The following is a 17,179-nucleotide window of genomic DNA, read 5'->3' on the forward strand; positions in this document are numbered from 1 at the left end:
TTCCTAACACATGCGTCGAATCAGTGATTGAGAACGCCGGGCGCTCTCACCGGCGTGCGACGGGGGAACAGCCTCTCCAGAACGACAGCAAGCGCCGGCAATGCCGTCATCGCCATCACCAGATTGACAATGAACATGAAGGCCAGCAGTTTGCCCATGTCTGCCTGGAATTTGAGTGCCGAAAAGCTCCAGGTCGCGACGCCGATCGCCAACGTAATTGCGGTGAATATGGTGGCGACACCAACCTCGAGCATCGCATGCTCGACTGCTTTCACGATAGATTGGCCGTTGGCCATGTGCAGTTGGAGACGGTTGTAGATATAGAAGGCATAGTCGACCCCGATGCCCACTGCCAGCACCATGACCGGCAGCGTCGCGACAGTCAGACCGATCTGCAGTACCTTCATGAACCAGTAACCAATAAATGTGGCCATCGTCAAAGGCACACAGCAGGCCACGATCGCACGCACGTCGCGATAAGCCAGAAATACCAGGATCAATATGGCAGCGTAGACATATAACATCATCGGCAGCTCGCTTTTCTGAACTTCGTCGTTGGTCGCCGCAATAACACCGGCGTTTCCTGCCGCCAGACGGATTCGGACATCTTTCATTTCATGCGTAGTCCGGTACTGCTTGACGTCTTCGAGCAGGCGGTTGAGTGTCGCCGCCTTATGGTCCGTCAAAAAAAGGTGCACGGCGCTCATGCTGCAATCTTTATTCATATATCCTTTGATCCTGCCAATTTCAGCGGATAGCCCGCCGTAGTTTCCCGGATCGATCGGCACCACGTTCATCTTTGGATATCCCTCGTTGTAGCCCTCGTTGTAGGCCCGCAGCATTGCCGGATAGGACTGGACAGAGACCACGCCCGGCTCGCTCTTCATCGTCGAAGCGAAGTCATCTTCGAACAGTCCGACGGCCGGGTTATCGCAGGCTGAACCCGACGACTCGAAAACGACGGTCAACCAGTCGAGTCCGACATCGTAATTGCTTGCAATCGATACCGCGTCGCGATTAAAACGGGCATCCGCCCGAAGCTCCGGCGCGCCGGGCTGGAGCGTACCGATCACCCGGTCCCGGCTTTGCCATACAGCCAGTGCAAAGACAGCCACCGTGACACCCACGACTAACCAGGCATTGCGCGGCTCGGCTACCTTCGCGAGCTTCCGCAACCAGGCCGATCGTCGCTCCCGTTTGTCGAGTGCCCGGTCAGCATATGCCTTAGTGAAATTGAAAAATGATGCGGCCACTGGGAGCATCACGAGATTCGTCACGATTTTGTAGCCGACGCCGAGCGATGCCGTAATTGCGAGTTCGCGCACCATTGGAATCGGGATCAGCAAAAGCGTAACAAATGAGACAAATGCGGTGACCAATGCCAACGTGCCGGGAATCAGCAGTCCGCTGAAACTGCTGCGAGCCGCTTCCATGGTTCCGCGCCCGTGCGAGAGTTCTCGCACGATGTAGTTCACCTGTTGTATGCCATGCGAGACACCGATCGCAAACACCAGAAACGGCACAAGGACGGCGAGCGGATCCAGCCCGAAGCCGAGGAGTCTGAGCGTACCGAATTGCCACACAAGAGAAGTCAACGAGCAGATGATGGGCAGGACAGTGAACCGTATCGAGTGGCTATACCAGTACACTGCGAGTGCCGTCAATAACAGCGCGATGCCGCAGAAGCTCAGGACCGCTTTTGCACCATCGGCAATGTCGCCAATCTGCTTCGCGAAGCCGATGATCTGTATCTCATACCCAGCATCTTCGAATGGCTTACGAATACGTGTATCGAGCAGATGGTTAAATTCGACATAGTCGAGAGTCCTGCCCGCGCTATCTCGCTCGTTCAGCTCGGCGGTAATCATCGCGCTGTCTTCGTTATGCGAAACAAGTGTGCCGATATACCCGCCGCCGGTTGCCGACTGGCGAATCCTGGCCACGACCGGCGGGGTCAACTGATCCGGCGTGACCGTACCATCGATGACCGGATTGGCACGAAACCCGTCTTCGGCGATCTCGTTGACAAATGCGTTCGGTGTCCACAGCGACAGCACCCCCTGCCGGTCGACGTTCGGCAAAAAGGTGACCGCCTGCGTGACACGATATAGGCGGGTCAATCCTTCTCGAGTCCAGATAGAACCAGTCCGGGCGCGCACGACAACCGTAATGCGGTTTGCTCCGAAAAGGTCCTTGCGGTACTTCTGGAAAGTCTGGATGTACTCATGACCGACCGGCATCTGTTTCTCAAAACCAGCCTCCATACGCAGTTGGGCCGCAAAGAAAGCCATCGCAGTGGTAAACAGGGCAATCGTCAGCATGACGATTGCACGATGTCCGAAAAAGAAATGCTCAAGGCGGAGGACGATACGATTCAGCACGGAATCTTCCCTTCAAAGGTCGCGGCGCGCACAACGGCGCGTCGTATTACAATCCCTACATGTCAGAAGTTGCGAGTGGCGAACACGCCGACAAAATTTCGATCCGCAAATGGTTGGCCCACTGTATTGTGTCCTCCGAAGAAGGCTGTGTAGTTAATGCCAGCCTGCCAGACGGCAGGGTTCTGGTTAAACAGAACGTAGACGTTGACTGACTTCGCCCCCTGCATGTAGTTGGCGGTAAACGTAGGCGTATAACCGTAGAGAGCATCGGAGAATGTGATGCCTGGAGTCACCTGCCAACCACGAATCAACGTGCCGTCATAGGTCCAGTTGAAGTCGACGGTCGCGCCGATTGAACTCGCCGTACCCTGTGCCGCGATGATCGGATAGCCAAGGCTCGAACCGTTATTCAGCCATGCGAAGTAGCCGGCCGCCGGCACCTGAGTCACGCTCTGGCCATTGATCGTGCTCGTCACGCCGCTCGAGCTCAGACCTGGGTAATAGATCCAGGTCAGTTCAGCCGTCAGCACCGCCATGTCGGCATGAATCAGCTTGAGGAACGGATACTCGCTTTGCGTAAGACTGAGCTGGCCGTTGATGTCATATTGAAGCTTCTTCCTGTCGGCCCATTGCGCGCAATTAGCACCGCTCACAGCGTTGGTATTGGCATCGAGCGGTCCGTTCGCCCCGAAGCAGCCGGAAAGTGCCACAGCATCGTGGGGGCGGTACGACAGCTCGGTGCCGATTGCCCAATCTCCGAGCGCAAAATTTGCGCTCACGCCGAAAAGCTGGCGACTGTGAAGGTACGACCACTGGCTGGAACCATTTGCCAGCGTCGAAAGTACCGGTGACTTGTCGGTGTAGTTTTCGTAGTAAAAGCCAAAGTTAACGTCAATGCTCTTCGGCTTGTAGCCAAGCTTCACACCGAACTGCGGCCTGGTGTTGGTCGGTAACACTGTCGATACGGGAATGCCGATCGAGTTGTAGGGCGGACCCGCGAACTGCCCGTTAACCAGCCCCTGATTGATCCCGGCAAGGGTTGTCGAGTTTCCGCTCTGCGGCCCGGCGATCGTACCAGCATCGAGCCCGCCGACGTTAAAATTGTTCGAATTAACGGTGGCCGGCTCCGCGCCACGTCCGAAGTTGTCGGCGACAGACCAATACGAGCCGACCGGAGGATAGCGGTTTCCGTTCCACTGGAACTGATAATAGCCTTCCGTACTGAATCCATGTCCAAGCCCGGTCGCAAAGCTCAACATCGGAGCCGGTATCAGCGCCTGCTTGATCTGCGCGCCAGGTATCAGCAACGTCTGGATGTCGACAGCATTGGTGGCGTTGATGCCACCTTGTGCAAAATAGCTCTCGCCCCAGTTAATCACCTGATTACCGAAGCGCACGTGGGCAGCTTGGCCACCAACTGTGAAATCCTTTTCGACCCAAAGGTCAAGCAGGCGTACCGGATATTCGACCTGTGCCAATGCGGTGCTCGATAGAGGTGTCCGCGCAGTATCATGTACGATGAAGTCGTACATTCCCGTGCCACGGACCATTAACTTGTAGCCTTCGCTCGGCATCGTCAGCAACAACTCGCTCGTGGCGCTGATATACGTGCTGAATGGCTGGCCCTTCCGGTAGTTCAGGTTGCCATTATCACCAAAAGACCATTGATCAACGTTGGCTGCAGCACCGCACCCGTACGCATTCGGATCGCCCGTCAGCGAACAGCTTGGACTTTTTGTACGAATGGCAGCACCGGCGGTCAGGTTGGTTACCCACGAACCCGTAAGGTCCCCAAAACCGGTAGTAAAGTCGTAGCCGTACGCATTACCCGTTACTGTACCGAGCATCGCCAGTGATATTGACGCGCCTACCCCTACCCTTTTCATCCCTGATCCCCATTTGTGGTTTTTGCGGAGGGCGTGCGTCTGTCAGGCGCACGCTCATCTCAACGCTTGCGGCCTACCGTTCGCTAATAGACCGCAGGTTCTCTGCTGTGTAGAAATCGGAACTGAACTTTGGATCGGTCGACTGCTCGACGTAACGCACGTCACTTCCCGCACCAATGACACCCTGATCGGCGACATATCGTCCAGACGTCACGTTGTACTGGACGAAAGGTTCGACATCGCACGTTCCACCCAACTCCCAGACGGGAATGGGATAGCCTTCCTTTGCCTTCCAAAGCTTGCCCTGTCCGTCATAGTCTTCCCCCGCGAGCGCCAGATAGGTATCTTCGTCAAGGTAAACGACCTTCTTCTGCGACACGTGCCGCATATTCGGCTTGAGCACGGCCTCGAGGACGTACACGCGATGCAACTCATAGCGGCGGGCCGACGGGTCGACCGAGTCCTGCTTGTACACATCACCCACACTCTTCTTGAAGTCATACATCCCAAAGTCGTTGTACGGGACGTACATCTCTTTCTTTCCTGCGAGCTTCCAGTCGAAACGGTCGATATCACCGTTAAAGAGCCATGGTTCGTCAACCGTGTACTGATTTTCGAACCCGATTTGCGGGGCGTCGTAGTCGTATGACGGCATACGGCGCACACGGCGCTGTCCGGAGAAGTAGTAGTAGGTCGGAGCTTCATTGTTGGCAAAATTGAAAGTCTGCACGAGACCCTGCCCCGCGAGTGCGGCTGGCGACTCGTAGGCGAAGTAGATCGAGAACAGCGCTCCATCGGCCTGCACCGCATTTGACCCCTTCTTGCCCCAAGGGAAGTACAGGGTCTGGTGGCTGACCACATCGATCCAGTCGGAGCTTCCGGGGCGCGGCGAAACAAGCGTATTAAGTTTGTTCCACTGGATGCCCACACCTCGATAACGCGTCAGGTAATTCCAGATTGCCTGCTGGCCGGTCTTTGCCGCCGGAAAAGGCACTCCTGGCAGTACGGCATTTTGAAGATGATTACCGCTCGCATCGAGCTTTGCCTCACCAGCATTCTTTTTGATGTTGTCCTGAACCCAGTCGGGGTATCCGCAGTCGCGATGCGTTGGGTAGACCTCCATGCGGTAGCCCTTGATCTGCTTGAACAGAGCGAGTTGCCCCGGCGACAGCTTGTCTGCATACTGCGCAACGTTGTCAGCCGTGATTGAGAACAGTGGCTTTTCCGACTTGTACGGCGAGTAGTCGCCCCGCGGTTTGCCCGGCGACCAGCCCGTCGGCGTTGCCTGAACGCCCCCATAAACAGGGATCTGGCCATCCTTGCTGGCCCCCCGTTCCGCCCCGGTTACGGTCTGGCTTCCGGCACCCTGCGCCCAAGCCGCCACAATGACAGCGCTGCATACGATTGCCAGCGCGGGTTTGATATAGAAGTGCATCGCCGACCCCTCTCCAAGAGAAACTTGATGCTGGGCATGACAATCGGGCGACCCGTTGATTCATGACCAGTTGAGGCAATTCTCAGCAGCCTAAATTGTCGCCGCGATCAACCGAAGGGATGATTTGACGGGCTCCTGGTCCTATGGATAACCCCGATATGGGCCGTTGATCACTTTGGGCGTGTGCGGTATGCGTCGCAGTAGAAAATGAAGTCGCCGGCGCCACGCTGGCGCTCGGTTAGTTGTACTGATTAACTGACGAATCGCTAATGGCTCCAATTGTTGCCACATAACTGTCGCGTTCGTCGCGTGCTTAGTTTCCCGAGGCCAACCTGGGCTGCATAAGCCCGGCCCAGCAGCCAGCGCTCCCTATTTCATATTCTCGAGGATAAAAACAGCCTGGGTGTGTCGGCAGAATATCTGCCGGCACACCCAGGCGTCCTGGCACTGAGATCAATGCCCTTCGTACTCTGCGATCATCGATACGAGGCTGGCGCGATTCGGCACGCCCACTTTCTCGTATATCTTGAGAACATGCGATTTCACGGTCGCAACACTGATGTGAAGCGAATCGGCGATGCTACAGTTTGTCTGGCCTGATATCAGGAGCTCTACGACGTCGAGTTCCCGGCGAGACAGTGCAAACTCCTTGGACAAGTCCTGTCGCAATTCCGACCTGCTCCGCCCAGTGAAACCGCGCAGGTTGTACTCAATATACTGGTGCATTGAGTCCACAACGGCGGCAACCTGCGAGCAGTCATGGTCGCGACCGAGCAACAGACTGATCCCTCCAAGAAGTCGCGTGTCGCTCCGGAAGGCAGTCTCAACGACGTCTTCGAAACCGTGTGCCTTCAAAAAACGTACGTAGTGCTGATTTTCTGGCGTATTGATTTGTGCGACGGTCTGACTCAACAACGCAGCACGAGCCGTCTCACTCTGCAGCCGATGATATTCGAAAGGGTCGAACTCGCACATGCCAGCCTTGTATTCGCGATGAAATGCTTCCGGGACATCCAGGCGGCGAAATTTGCAGCTTTCCGTCCGTTCCTCGACGACGTAGAACGCCAGCGCTCGGACACGCGTCATCGTTGCCACAAACTCCATCGTCTCGTCGACAAAACGCGCACCGACCAGGGGACGTTCCGAGCGGAAGCGATCCGTGGGGCGACACTCCAAGTTCTGATCACACTTCATTTAGCAGTCGTCCAAGTCTGTTATACAGGGTCGGGCGTGCACTTCTGAGCCAGACGGCGAAGCCCGCACCAGCGGCTCCCACGCCAAGCGTCGCCCACGGCACCAGTTCCGACCAAATCGATTTGCTGCCGCTCAGCAAGTCCACATGGACCATGATTTGCCACAGGCACAGGAACAGCCCGACGGATGCCATCGCCGGGGCAATGGTACGCTGCCAAAGGGAAACACCACGCCCGTTCTTCCAGAAGAAACCCACGACGGCTAATGAGGCGAAGCCCTGCACAGCGACGATGCCTACGGATGCCACGACGCTCGACCACGGCAAGAGCCCCTGCAATGGATCAACTCCGCCAAGACCGCAGGCAACGATAAAAGCCAGCCCGCTTACGGTCTGTACGATGCTCGCCACGAAAGGCGTCTGCTGCACGGCATGGGTCCTCGCCAATGCGCTCCAGATAATGCCCTCACGCGCCAGTGAAAAGAAATATCGCGAGATCGTGTTATGAAAACTGATGAGGGCCGCGAGAAGACTCGTTATCATCAGCATGCCCATCGCGTCAGCAGCCCACGCCCCGACCAGTCTGGATGTCATTGCGAACCACATATTGCCGGGATCTTTTTCAGCTTGAACCAGCGCGGCTTCGGGACCATAGGCGGCGATGATCATCCAGACCGAAACTGCGTAGAGGACCATGATCAACGTGATCGCAGCGTAGGTCGCTCTCGGAATCGTCTTCAGAGGATTCTTCGCCTCTTCCGAATAGATTGCGGTGGTCTCAAAGCCCATGTACGAGCCGATGACAAACACCAACGAAGGCCCAAAGCCGCTGGTCAACACGATGGACGGCGCAAACGATGCAAGCGGAAAACCCTTCGGGCCGCCGCCATTCAGCACTACCGCAGCATCAAAGATCAGGATGATGGCGATCTCGCACAGCATCAGAAGGCACAAAAATCGCCCGCTGAACTCTACATTACGATAGCCAAAATAGTGGACCACGAGCGCTGTACCAGCCGCACTGAGCCACCATGGCACGGCTGCGCCTACATGGTCATGAAGCCATTGACTCAGAAAGAACCCCACCATCGCGTAGCAGGCGAGCTGAATAGCGTTGTATGCGAGCAAAGCGAGGAACGCTCCGCCTACCCCCGCCGGTCTGCCTAGACCCGCAGCAATATAGGCGTAAAAGGCACCCGCGTTCCTGACATGACGGCTCATTGCCGCGTAGCCGACACTGAAAAGCAGATAGACGGCTCCGGCAATAATGAACGATCCCGGGACACCCGCACCATTGCCCATAGCAATGCTCACCGGCACCGCACCGACGAGGGCCGTCAACGGGCCATTTGTTGCAATCACTAAAAACACAATCGACGTCAATCCCAGCGCGTCCTTGCGCAGCGCATGCTCCTCGCCAGCCTCAGTCTTCATAGCGTTCCTCTCCTACATCCCTATTAGTCATGACTTTCAGAATACATATCTGTGAATGCAAGACGGTTCTTTGGCCGAAATACGCGACACAGCCATGGTTCCGGTTTGCCTCTACTTCTGGATCGCTCCTTCAGCGGCGGTCCGATAGACAGCGTAGTACGCCAGAAACACAATGGGCCGGTTCAACGACGACACAGATGCCATCGATGATGTCTCAACTGCACCGCCTAAATCATGTCATCCGACCTAGTTACCTTTTATAGCCCGGCAATAAACCAACAGCAAGTAAGTGGAAGCACCTAGCCGAGCGCACTGCATCCGGCTCCCCCATCGGCTACGCACGCAATGGGAACGCCGTTCCGGGTTTCGTTCCTCTCTGCGGAGGCAATTGGGGGAAGCGCATGAGAGCGGCCAGACTGCCTGTTTCGTACCTCCCTATAGCCGATCTGCTTTTGCAAACTAGGTCATGTGACATATACTCATTTGGCGGACGGGCGGTCCGTGCTGGAGTGGATGCTGCGACCGAGTAGTCGCTTTTCCGGTGATATGCATTCGAACCGATGTGGCGCCGCGAAGACGCTGCAGAAAGGAGTGACGGCGCGCCGGTCAGACGGCGTCAATCGGCGTCAGGCCGCTGCGGAAGTACAGTGAAGAGCGAAGGAGAAGTTCATGGCTAGCACCGGAAAGTCATTGCGTCAGATGGTCGACTACTGGCTCGCCCCCTGCGAGGGCGAACGCGTCAAGGTTGCGAAGTTCAGAAACAGGCGGTTAACCCGGGAGCGGTATGTATGCATTGAGGCATCGAGGCCAGCAGGGCCAGTAGCCATGTTTTTCTTCCGTCACGATGATGGCAACTGGTGCATATACCCGCCACGCCTGGAACAGCCCGCGATGAGCCTGACGCCATGGAGTGGGTCTTGCACAGACGCGGTCGCATGACCGACAATGGGTTTTTGAGACCAACTAGTCGGCAATAACCTATTTGAGTGTGCCGCAATTAAACCATGGCCAACAAAACGTTTCCTGGCGAGGGTCCGTTACAGACGCGACGAGCGCCATTCGATACAGTGACTCAAGCACGGGCGCGCATTGACTCGGGTGCCGAAAACGGAAAACGAGCATTGACCGAGCGGGGGCGCAATGCCGTAGTGCGCATCTTGAAATGCGCGACCGATATTTTCATCGCGGAGGGTTATGGCGGACTAACTATGCGGAAGGTTGCATTGAACGCGGGCATAGCCCTCTCCAACTTGCAGCATTACTTTCCAACCCGGGAGGCTTTGTTTGCCGCACTCATGAGGCAGACGATAACAGAATACGCTGAAACGAACGACAGCATTAGCCAGGATACCTCGCTCACCGCCGAGGAACGATTGGAAAAGATTGTCCGACTGCTGATCGAGGACGACAAACAACCTCGCACGCAGAGCCTGTTCATCAACATGTGGGCGCTCGCCCAAACCCAGGATTTTGCCCGCGAGATTATGGACGAGGCTTACGCTGTACAACGACGGATGATTCGTACCTTCGTCGAAGCCGTAAACCCGGACTTGCTGCCATCGGAGCTTTCGTGCCGCGCAGCGCTAATAACCTGCCAAATTGAAGGCCTGCTCATCTTGATTCCCCAGAGGAACCGCTTTCCCTCTGATGTTAGAGGAATCGAGGACGAGGCGGTCCGAGCTATTCTGGCTCTCGCTCGGGCGGAGAGTTCGCGCAGCAATGTTCAAAAGGCCCGACCAATAAGGCCTTGACGCTTCGCGGCGGTTGCCAGCTAACCTCGTCACAAGGCTACTTTCGAGGGACGGAATAAACCGGAGTTCTTCGGCGACCTCTGTAACGACGACGGTGCCGTAAATGAGGCCGCGCTTCGACGGTCGCGTCGCGCTCGCTCACAAGCGCTGGAACCGCAACCGGCGCGGCCACGGCAGCACCTATGCGCAGCGAAGGCGCGCACGTCTACATGCTCGGCCGGCGCGAGGCGCCGCTCGAGGTGATGGCGACTGTGACTGGCGCCATCGCAGTAGTCGCCGATGCAGCCGACGCGGTGCAGGTCCGCTCGGCGCTCGGGCGGATCTTGCAGCGTCACAACCGGCTCGACGCCGCGATAGCCCAAAGCCGCCGGCCTAGGCGTCGCCGCGCTCGGCGACCAGGCGACGACTGCGGCGCAGCACGTGCCGCGTCAATCTCGCCCTCGCGTTCCTCATCATGCGTGAAGCGCCGCCGATGCTGATCGACAGCTGCGGCGCGATCGTCGTCGTGAGTTCGTTCGCGAGTCTCGCAGCCGTGCCCGACGCGGCAAGGGTATGTCAACGCAGACGCTTCGTCATGCGGCAAGCCCCTTCTGTTTTGCTCGCAGAGTGATGACCAATCCGTAAGTAGATTTCATCTATCGGCTTTGCGCTGTCCGCTGTCCGGACTGTGCAAGAAGTCCAGCGTGTACCGCCCCCTGAGCTTGTTTTCCAAGGGGCCAGAAGTAGCCGTACCTTTCGGGCGCGACGGCAGGAAGTGGCGAGATGACACTCATTTTCCTTTCGAATCAGCTGCTTGATGGCACTTTGGCGAAAATCACACGAATTCCGGCCGACCCTCCGGTAGGACCCTGGTGGTCTGCGCCGCGCCCGGAAGCGCCTTCCGCTCGCGTTCTGTTCCCTTCGCGTCGCTAACTCGCCCCGTCTTTCCCTGCATGAACGCACTGTGCTGCATCACGGTCGCACTCGCGATCCATCCGGCGTGGTGTATGACTTCGCCAGCTTCTTCGCTCTCCACGGCCAGCATGGCATCGCCTTTCAAGGCGCGACCCGACCGTTCCGCGACTCCGTCGGCCCGTCTTCACCACCCGCATCAGGGTAAACACAGATTCGTCCCGATCAAAAGCTGCATAGAATGACAAACATTAGCAAGGAGCAATGTTACTTGCTATAGATTAATACGACTGACCCGCAGCACACGGAGACACGATGCAGATCGATTATCAAACGATGCGGTTCGACTACGAGCGAGCCGCCGACCACGACGCCGCGACGCCCGCTACCTATCCGGTCGTCGTGATCGGAGCGGGCCCTGTCGGGCTGAGCGCCGCGATCGATCTGGCGCAGCAGGGCGTGCGTACCGTGCTCGTCGATAACGACGACACACTGTCGAGCGGCTCGCGCGCCATCTGTTTCGCCAAGCGGACGCTGGAAATTTTCGACCGCCTCGGCTGCGGCGCGCAGATGGTGGACAAAGGCGTGAGCTGGAACGTCGGCAAGGTGTTCCTGCAGGACGAACTGATCTACACGTTCAATCTGCTGCCCGAAACGGGCCACGCCCGCCCCGCCTTCATCAACTTGCAGCAGTACTACGTCGAAGGCTATCTGGCCGGGCGCGCACGGCAGACGGCCAATCTGCAGATGCGCTGGAAAAGCAACGTCATCGGTCTGACGCAGCACGACGGCTATGTCGAATTGCAGGTCGAAACCCCCGACGGCGTCTACCCGATGCGCGCGCAATACGTGATTGCCGCCGATGGCTCGCGCAGCGCGGTGCGCAAGGCGCTCGGTCTCGATAGTCGTGGCCGTACGTTCAAGGACCGCTTCCTGATCGCCGACGTGAAGATGAAGGCGCCGTTTCCGACCGAGCGCTGGTTCTGGTTCGATCCGCCGTTTCACCGCAATCAGTCGGTGTTGCTGCATCGTCAGCCCGACAACGTCTGGCGCATCGATTTCCAGCTCGGCTGGGACGCCGACCCGGTTGCGGAAAAGCAGCCGGAGAAAGTGATTCCGCGCGTGAAGGCATTGCTGGGCGAAGACACGGAGTTCGAACTCGAATGGGTCAGCGTCTACACGTTTTCGTGTTTACGGATGGACAGTTTCCGGCATGGCCGCGTGCTGTTCGCGGGCGATTCGGCGCATGGTGTGTCGCCGTTCGGCGCGCGCGGCGCGAATAGCGGCGTGCAGGACGCCGACAACCTTGCGTGGAAGTTGCGGCTGGTGGTCAACGGCGACGCGCCGCCTTCATTGCTCGACACCTATGCATCGGAGCGCGAATACGCGGCCGATGAAAACATCCTGAACTCGTCACGCGCAACGGACTTCATCACGCCAAAAAGCGCGATCTCGCGGATGTTCCGCGATGCGACGCTCAAGCTCGCGAAAGACTGCCCGTTCGCGCGACGCATCGTCAATAGCGGGCGACTGTCGATTCCCGCCGTGTTGCGCGACTCGACGCTGAACACGCCCGACGCCGCCGACGCCGCGTTCTCCTGCACGATGGTGCCCGGCGCGGTCTGCACGGACGCGCCCGTGAAGGTGCAAGGCGACGACGCGTGGTTCCTCAACCAGACGGGCCACGGCGGCTTTACGGGCGTGCATTTCTGCGGCCATGGAGACGATCTTTCGGCGTGTGCCGAACAGCTTGCCGCGCTCGCCCGGCTCGCGGTTCCGGTGCGCACGGTGATCGTCGTGCCGCGCGGCGCTGCGGCGACGGCCTTGCCGGGTATGCCTGGCATCACCGTGGTCGAAGACGTCGAGGGCATCGTCACGCATCGCTTCGATGCGCGTCCCGGCACCTTCTATCTGCTGCGACCCGATCAGCATGTCTGCGCACGCTGGCGCGCGTTCGACACGGGATTGGTCGCGAAAGCCGTCAATCGCGCTACGTGCAACGGATGACCATCATGACCACGCTGAATATCGAAACCAATATCGCCGACCCTGACGCGTTCTACGAAAAACTGATCGACGCGCACAACGGTCTGACCGACGAACAAAGTCATTTCATGAACGCGAAGCTGGTGCTGCTGCTCGCCAACCATATCGGCGATGCCAGCGTGCTGGCCACGGCGCTCGCCATCGCCCGCGCAGACGCCGCGCCCGATAACGACGCCGTGCCGCAACAGCCGAACTGATCCAACATTTCCCGTTCCACGGAGAAGCAGATGCCGGAAAACACAGATGGACTGACACGGGTGCCGGACAACCGATACCAGTCCGGATTTGGCAACGAGTTCGCCACCGAAGCCTTGCCGGGCGTGCTGCCCGTGGGCCGGAACTCGCCGCAGCAGGTCGAAAGAGGGCTGTATGCCGAGCAGTTGTCGGGCACCGCGTTCACCGCGCCGCGTGCACACAACCGCCGTTCGTGGCTCTACCGGATTCGTCCGGCCGCCGTTCACAAGCCGTTCACGCGGCTGTCGAACGACCGGCTGGTTGGCGACTTTTCGACGGTGCCGACGACGCCGCCCAACCAGTTGCGTTGGGACCCGCTGCCGATGCCCGATGGTCCGGTGGACTTCGTCGATTCGCTGGTGACGATGGCGGGCAATGGATCGGTGGCGTCGATGAGCGGCTGCGCGATTCATCTGTACGCAGCCACCGCATCGATGCATGAGCGCTTCTTCTATTCCGCCGACGGCGAATTCCTGATCGTGCCGCAGCAAGGCCGCCTGACGATTGCGACCGAACTGGGCGTACTCGATGTCGAGCCGTTCGAGATTGCGGTGATTCCGCGCGGCGTACGTTTTTCGGTTGCGCTGCCGGATGGCGAGGCGCGCGGCTACGTATGCGAAAACTTCGGCGCGTTGCTCGCGCTGCCGGACCTGGGACCGATAGGCTCCAACGGCCTCGCGAATCCGCGCGACTTCCTGACGCCTCATGCGGCTTTCGAAGATCGCGAAGGCCGGTTCGAACTGGTCGCCAAATTCGACGGTCATCTGTGGCGCGCGGATATCGGGCATTCGCCGCTCGATGTGGTGGCGTGGCATGGCAACTATGCGCCGTACAAATACGATTTGCGGCACTTCAATACGATCGGCTCGATCAGCTACGACCATCCCGATCCGTCCATCTTCCTCGTGCTGCAATCGCCGAGCGATACGGAAGGCGTGCACTCGCTCGAGTTCGTGATTTTCCCGCCGCGCTGGCTGGTCGCGGAAGATACGTTCCGCCCACCCTGGTTCCATCGCAATGTCGCAAGCGAGTTCATGGGACTCGTGCACGGCGCGTACGACGCAAAGGAAGAAGGCTTCGTGCCGGGCGGTGCGAGTCTGCATAACTGCATGTCCGGGCATGGGCCGGATGCGGAGACGTTCCGCAAAGCATCGGCATCGGACACGACCCAACCGCATAAGGTGGACAACACGCTCGCATTCATGTTCGAGACGCCGCGCGTGATTCGCCCGACTGCGTTCGCACTGGAAACCTCGCAATTGCAGGCCGAGTATTTCGAATGCTGGCAAGGTCTGCGGAAAAACTTCAAGCTGGAGACGCAAGCATGACGAATCCCACTTCGATGACGTGGCAAGTGGCCAACGATCCGCGCCGTAAAAGCTGGGTCGAATCTGCAAACGATCCAGCCAGCGACTTTCCGATCCAGAACCTGCCGTTCGGCGTCTTCAGTGACAGCAACAATGCGACGCCGCGTGTCGGTGTCGCGATTGGCGATCGCATCGTCGATCTCGCCGCGCTTGCGGATAACGGGCTGCTGACACCGGGCCGTGACGTGTTCGCGTGTGCGTCGCTGAACCGCTTTATCGCGCCCGGACAGGCGCAGTGGCGCGCAGTGCGCGCGCAGCTGTCGTCGCTGCTCGATGCGAACACGGCCTCGTTGCGCGACGACGCTTCGCTGCGCGAGAAGGCGCTGGTCGCGCAAGCCGATGCCCGGATGCATCTGCCCGTCGAGATTCCGGGCTATACAGATTTCTATTCGTCGAAGGAACATGCGACCAACGTCGGCTCGATGTTCCGCGATCCGAAGAACGCCCTTCTGCCTAACTGGCTCGAAATCCCGATTGGTTATAACGGCCGCGCGTCGTCGGTGGTCGTCAGCGAAACGCCCGTCAGGCGACCCAACGGCCAGATCAAGACGCCCGACAGCGATCGCCCGATTTACAGCGCGTGCCGCAAGCTCGATATCGAACTGGAGACGGGTTTTATCGTCGGCACGAATACGACGCTCGGCGAGCCGGTTGCGTGCGAACAGGCTGAGGCGCATATCTTCGGCATGGTGCTGCTCAACGACTGGAGCGCCCGCGACATCCAGCAGTGGGAATACGTGCCGCTCGGACCGTTCAATTCGAAAGGCTTTGCCACCACGATTTCGCCGTGGATCGTGACGCTCGACGCGCTCGACCCATTCCGCTGCGCACAGCCGGAACAGTCGCCGCAGCCGCTACCGTATCTGCGTCACGCGGGAAGACACGGCTTCGATATTCAACTTGAAGTCGATCTGCACGGCGCGGGCGAACGCGAGACGTCTACGATTTGCCGCACCAACTTCAAATACATGTACTGGACGATGGCGCAGCAACTCGCGCATCACACCGCTTCCGGCTGCAACGTTCGGGTCGGCGACCTGATGGGCTCGGGAACGATCAGCGGCGCGACGCCGGATTCGTGCGGCTCGCTGCTGGAATCGACGTGGAACGACCAGCGCCCGCTCGCGCTGCCTTCCGGCAACACGCGCGCGTTCCTCCAGGACGGCGACGAAGTGGCGATACGCGGATGGTGCCAGGGCGACGGCTATCGCGTCGGCTTCGGCACATGTTCTGGGAAGATCCTGCCCGCGCCGGAGCTTGCATGAGCGATCCCACGCTGCATGGCTATTTCCGCAGCTCGGCGTCGTATCGGGTGCGGATCGCGCTGGCGTTGAAAGCGATTCCGTTCGATCAGTCGCCGGTCCATCTGGTGCGCGACGGCGGCGAGCATCTGAAGCCCGCATATCGTGCGATCAATCCCGAGGGGGCTCGTACCGTCGCTGACGCATAGCGTTGGCGATCAGACGCATGTGCTCACGCAATCGCTTGCGATCATCGACTATCTGGACGAGGTATATCCGGAGCCGCCGCTGTTGCCTCGCCTGGCGCTGGATCGCGCGTATGTGCGCTCCGTGGCGTTGCAGGTGGCGTGCGACATTCATCCGGTGAATAACCTGCGCGTGCTGAAGTATCTGAGCGGCACGCTCGGTATCACGGACGAGCAGAAGAGCGCGTGGTATCGGCACTGGATCGATCTTGGCTTCGCTTCGCTGGAGAAGCGGCTGTCGGTCGATCCGCGCGTCGGCACGCTCGTGTTCGGCGATACGCCGACGCTCGCCGACCTCTGCATCGTGCCGCAGGTCTGGAACGCGCGGCGCTTCGACGTGCCGCTCGACGCCTATCCGACGATAGTCAGGATCGCCGGTCACGCGATGAGCCTTCCCGCTTTCGCAGCCGCCGAGCCGTCCATGCAACCCGATGCGGAGCCGCCGCCCCGCTCCGCATAACCCCGCGCCGCGCGTCGGCATCAGCCGCACTGCCGGTCGCGAAGTCAATTGCAGGGTCGATCGCAGAGTCGCAAAGTCAGCCGCCGATCCAGCCAAAGCGCCACGACAGCCGGCGCGTCGCCGCGAGCAGTTTTTGCGCGGTCGCGCCGTCGAAACTGTGGTCGAAGCTGCCAGACGGTCCGATCAACGCGACCACGAGGGCAATGCTGCCGGTGTGATCGAATACGGGCGCCGCCAGCGTACCGATACCCGGCACCGGCGCATCGAGCGCGTTGTCGATGCCGTCTGCCATGACCTTCGTGCGTCGCGCCTGATAAGTGTGCGCCAACGACGGCGCGGCTTTTTTCGCAGATACCACCACGTCGGCCGCATTCGCGCCCGCCAGCCGGATCGATTCCTGCGCCAGCAGGCCGATCAGCACGTCGTCGGAGAGGTACGCGGCAAACACCCGCCCGATCGCCGTATTCACGAGCGACATCACCGTTCCAACGTATCCGTCAGCGCATCCCGTCTTGAACGCACGTACGCGCGGTGCGAAGGTGTAGCCATCGTAACGACGGAGCAATGCGATGGAGAACACCGCGGGAGAGACTGTATCGACGGGCACGCGGCGGCC

Annotated in this window: 11 protein-coding genes and 1 pseudogene; 6 read left to right on the forward strand and 6 right to left on the reverse strand. The window is 59.2% G+C overall.

Features of this window, described 5'->3' with window-relative positions:
* Window positions 1-20: 20 nt before the first annotated feature.
* The 5 genes from F6X42_RS34555 to F6X42_RS34575 all read right to left on the reverse strand — a co-directional run bounded on the left by F6X42_RS34555 (window position 21) and on the right by F6X42_RS34575 (window position 8,328).
* Entirely contained in the window at window positions 21-2,381 is a 2,361-nt protein-coding gene (locus F6X42_RS34555; protein WP_187638455.1) for an efflux RND transporter permease subunit, read from the reverse strand.
* A 62-nt stretch (window positions 2,382-2,443) separates the two neighbouring features.
* Window positions 2,444-4,267: a DUF1302 domain-containing protein gene (locus F6X42_RS34560; RefSeq protein ID WP_187638456.1), complete on the reverse strand. Its 1,824-nt coding sequence runs from the start codon at window positions 4,265-4,267 to the stop codon at window positions 2,444-2,446.
* Window positions 4,268-4,340: 73 nt separating this feature from the next.
* On the reverse strand, window positions 4,341-5,702 hold the full coding sequence (locus F6X42_RS34565) for a DUF1329 domain-containing protein (RefSeq protein ID WP_187638457.1): 1,362 nt from the start codon (window positions 5,700-5,702) through the stop codon (window positions 4,341-4,343).
* A 453-nt stretch (window positions 5,703-6,155) separates the two neighbouring features.
* Entirely contained in the window at window positions 6,156-6,896 is a 741-nt protein-coding gene (locus F6X42_RS34570; RefSeq protein ID WP_187638458.1) for a helix-turn-helix transcriptional regulator, read from the reverse strand.
* Window positions 6,886-8,328 (reverse strand): APC family permease, encoded by a 1,443-nt coding sequence (locus F6X42_RS34575; RefSeq protein WP_187638459.1) that lies wholly within the window; start codon window positions 8,326-8,328, stop codon window positions 6,886-6,888. Before F6X42_RS34575 ends, F6X42_RS34570 begins: the two co-directional genes overlap by 11 nt.
* A 1,004-nt stretch (window positions 8,329-9,332) precedes the next feature.
* On the opposite strand from F6X42_RS34575, the gene F6X42_RS34580 reads away from it, so the two are divergent.
* The 6 genes and pseudogenes from F6X42_RS34580 to maiA all read left to right on the forward strand — a co-directional run bounded on the left by F6X42_RS34580 (window position 9,333) and on the right by maiA (window position 16,563).
* Window positions 9,333-10,079 (forward strand): TetR/AcrR family transcriptional regulator, encoded by a 747-nt coding sequence (locus F6X42_RS34580; protein WP_187638460.1) that lies wholly within the window; start codon window positions 9,333-9,335, stop codon window positions 10,077-10,079.
* A 1,206-nt stretch (window positions 10,080-11,285) separates the two neighbouring features.
* Window positions 11,286-12,977: an FAD-dependent oxidoreductase gene (locus tag F6X42_RS34585; protein ID WP_187638461.1), complete on the forward strand. Its 1,692-nt coding sequence runs from the start codon at window positions 11,286-11,288 to the stop codon at window positions 12,975-12,977.
* Between the two features lie 5 nt (window positions 12,978-12,982).
* Window positions 12,983-13,213 carry a DUF2783 domain-containing protein gene (locus F6X42_RS34590; RefSeq protein ID WP_187638462.1) on the forward strand — a complete coding sequence of 77 codons (231 nt, stop codon included), beginning with the start codon at window positions 12,983-12,985 and terminating at the stop codon, window positions 13,211-13,213.
* Window positions 13,214-13,243: 30 nt separating this feature from the next.
* On the forward strand, window positions 13,244-14,578 hold the full coding sequence (gene hmgA / locus F6X42_RS34595; RefSeq protein ID WP_187638463.1) for a homogentisate 1,2-dioxygenase: 1,335 nt from the start codon (window positions 13,244-13,246) through the stop codon (window positions 14,576-14,578).
* Window positions 14,575-15,882 carry a fumarylacetoacetase gene (fahA, locus tag F6X42_RS34600; RefSeq protein ID WP_246530360.1) on the forward strand — a complete coding sequence of 436 codons (1,308 nt, stop codon included), beginning with the start codon at window positions 14,575-14,577 and terminating at the stop codon, window positions 15,880-15,882. Before hmgA ends, fahA begins: the two co-directional genes overlap by 4 nt.
* Window positions 15,879-16,563 (forward strand): annotated as a pseudogene (maiA, locus tag F6X42_RS34605) (maleylacetoacetate isomerase). Before fahA ends, maiA begins: the two are co-directional and overlap by 4 nt.
* Window positions 16,564-16,639: 76 nt before the next feature.
* Here the strand turns inward: maiA and F6X42_RS34610 are convergent.
* On the reverse strand, window positions 16,640-17,179 hold a 540-nt coding region (locus F6X42_RS34610), incomplete at its 5' end, for an IclR family transcriptional regulator domain-containing protein (RefSeq protein ID WP_281394069.1).

Origin of the sequence: Paraburkholderia podalyriae (genome assembly GCF_014397785.1) — a bacterium.
Taxonomy (GTDB): domain Bacteria; phylum Pseudomonadota; class Gammaproteobacteria; order Burkholderiales; family Burkholderiaceae; genus Paraburkholderia; species Paraburkholderia podalyriae.